Origin of the sequence: Flavobacterium magnesitis (assembly GCF_041729735.1) — a bacterium.
Taxonomy (GTDB): Bacteria; Bacteroidota; Bacteroidia; order Flavobacteriales; family Flavobacteriaceae; genus Flavobacterium; species Flavobacterium magnesitis.
Genome location: NZ_JBCFQK010000046.1, coordinates 1 through 2,544, shown reverse-complemented (window position 1 = coordinate 2,544; position 2,544 = coordinate 1). Strand labels below are relative to the sequence as shown.

Below are 2,544 nucleotides of genomic sequence, written 5' to 3'. Positions count from 1 at the left end.
CATTGACAATTTCAAAAGTAAAATTTTGAATTATTTTATCAATGTCATCTTTTTTTAAACCGCTTTTAGTTAACTTCTTTTGTAATTTTTCTTTATTAGTTACCTCATCACTAATTCCATTAAATGACACTAATTTAACAATCACGTTAGGAGAATGATTTAGCACATTTGATGCTCTTTGAAAAAAAGAAGTTTTTTTAGAAACTAAATCTGAATATATTAATGGGTTTAATTTATTCTTAATTTGAATTATTTCAATATAAGAGTTATTTATATCAAGGATATCTAAATCTTCAAACTTTCCTTCGGGTTGGAATATATAGCCTTTGTTGTATTCGGAAAGGATTTTGTGCAAAGAATATAAAAATTGTGTGCGATAACCTTTTAGTGCAAAAATAGCTCCCATAAATTGTTAATTTGTAATTTTATTAAAGGATTCAAGTTTTATTATAATGCTTGAATTGTGATTTCTAAACTGTTTTTTGATTTAGAACATTATTTATTCCAAAATTCTTAAACTAAAATTCATTTATCAGCTATTGTAAAATTCTAAAACTATTTTATTTCAGTCAATCCTTTTTTCAACTCCTCCAGTATTTCGACAGCATATTTTAAATCCCAATCTTTATCTCTAATCCATTGTTTTGCGATTGCTGATTTCTCGACATTTACAACGTTTTCATTAATGGTTTTTAGGACTCTGTCGTTTATTTCTTCGGAGACATTTAAAAACTTACTGGCTTTTCGACCTAATACTCTTGCTGAAATTTTAAGTTGGTCTAGTTTATCATCATTTGGAAAAGTATCAAAATGGTGTTCTACTATTTCATCAAAATTTAAGTCAAAATAATGTTCTATAATTCTTAAAATATCATACAAATCATTACCACGATCTTCTGGTCTATCGCTCCAAGCAATTAGCTTCAAAATAACCATTCCTGGTAAAGATGGAATCTGTATGGACTTTTCTTCTATCTTGATAGTTTCCGGTTCTTGTAATACTTCAGTAAGTCCCAATACGTGTAAAAAGGTGTTCCGCTGACTGAAATTTACAGTAAACTTTTCTTCAATTTCTCCAAATGGCAATAAGTCAATGACGGTATTGAATTTGGGATGGTAAAATGTCCAAGGAGCTTCCACTTTGTTAAATCCAAATTTGACAAGTTCTTCCTCGATTGATTCGAACTCTTGAATGGAAGAAATCATTATAGCAAAATCGATATCTTTTGTACCTCTACTTGGTTTAATACCTTTTCGTAAAAGGTTTAAGGCTACTGCACTTGCCCCGATTAAATAATAAGGTACATTTAGTTTAATCATTACTTCATCAATGCAATCAAAAACTTCTTTGAAGTAAGGAATGGCTAGTTCTTTATAGGTTTGGTTGGATATGTTCATTGAAAATTAATTTTGCAGTTTCTATACACCTTTTGTCTTCCGTAATCATTAAATCGGTATATACTAATTCGTTTGGGGCTGTATTCGTATTGTATTCATTATTCCAGAACCTATCATATACTGTTATTTCTCCCTCATCATCAGGCAATAACTTGTAGTTTAGTATTAGTTCTTTTGTGGTCTCTTTTGTATAAATAGTAAATTTTTCTGGACGTAAATGGTTCGTTATTATATCTCCAGCAGGTTCTCCACCCCAAACAGTTTTGTCTGTGTTTAATGGTATTGTTCTCCAATCTTTATCTTTATTTTGAAATCTAAATCGTTGTTTGAAAAGAGTAGGTTTTAACGTTTGTTCGAATTCTGTAATCCACTTGTTTAGTAATTCTTCATAATTATTGATTACATATTCATTTTTGTCTAATCTTACTATTAAATTAGTTTCCAATAATCCATTTATGATTAAAGGAATGTTTCCCAAAGCCACATTAGTAACTTCTGCAATTTCACGTTGTGTTTGATTGATTAATTTAGGATTTAATAGAAACTGAAAAATTACTTTTAATCCCGTCTTCGTAAATGCTCTATTTCCTTTTTCCTTTTGAGTTTTAGCAACTTCATTCGTATCGATATATAGAAACAAATCATCTGTATTAATATATACATTCCCATTGCCCTCCAAATAATTTACTCGATTTTCGCGAAGTTCTTTCTTTACTTTAGGATATAATTTTTCTGCCACCAATAAAAAATTGGTGAATTTATTTTTATAGTTAAGAATATTAAATAATTGATGGTTTTTAACATCTTTTTTTATCTCAACAAAAAATATTTTTTTTTGATTGTTTACAATAATGCTTAATTCACCATCAACTTCTTTATTCTTTTCATAATAAATAGTTTTCCAGTCCCAATTTAATGGAATATTTTTCTCTAAATTATAAATTGCATTATTTAAAATTTCTATTTCATTCATTGTAAAAACTCTTCGCGTTCATTATTTGTTTGTGTTCATTATTCGTGAACATGATAAAAATATGAACAAATATATGGATTTTATATAAATAGACACTATTTAAGTAAAGTGTTTTTTTCTAAACACTTGAAACTATTGAATGGAATATTAAAAAATAACCTTAGGCAAAAAAC

At 27.9% G+C, this 2,544-nt stretch carries 3 protein-coding genes; all 3 read right to left on the bottom strand.

Going from position 1 to position 2,544, the window contains the following annotated elements; all coding sequences use genetic code 11:
* Positions 1 to 406: hypothetical protein (locus AAGV33_RS16305; protein ID WP_373393432.1), on the bottom strand; the 406-nt coding region annotated here is incomplete at its 3' end.
* A 149-nt stretch (positions 407 to 555) separates the two neighbouring features.
* Positions 556 to 1,398: a nucleotidyl transferase AbiEii/AbiGii toxin family protein gene (locus tag AAGV33_RS16300; RefSeq protein ID WP_373393430.1), complete on the bottom strand. Its 843-nt coding sequence runs from the start codon at positions 1,396 to 1,398 to the stop codon at positions 556 to 558.
* Entirely contained in the window at positions 1,373 to 2,371 is a 999-nt protein-coding gene (locus AAGV33_RS16295) for a type IV toxin-antitoxin system AbiEi family antitoxin (RefSeq protein ID WP_373393428.1), read from the bottom strand. Before AAGV33_RS16295 ends, AAGV33_RS16300 begins: the two co-directional genes overlap by 26 nt.
* Positions 2,372 to 2,544: the final 173 nt, after the last annotated feature.

Excerpts from the sequence above, each read along its gene's own strand:
- AAGV33_RS16295 (WP_373393428.1), bottom strand. The coding sequence starts at position 2,371 with ATGAATGAAATAGAAATTTTAAATAATGCAATTTATAATTTAGAGAAA.
- AAGV33_RS16300 (WP_373393430.1), bottom strand. The coding sequence starts at position 1,398 with ATGAACATATCCAACCAAACCTATAAAGAACTAGCCATTCCTTACTTC.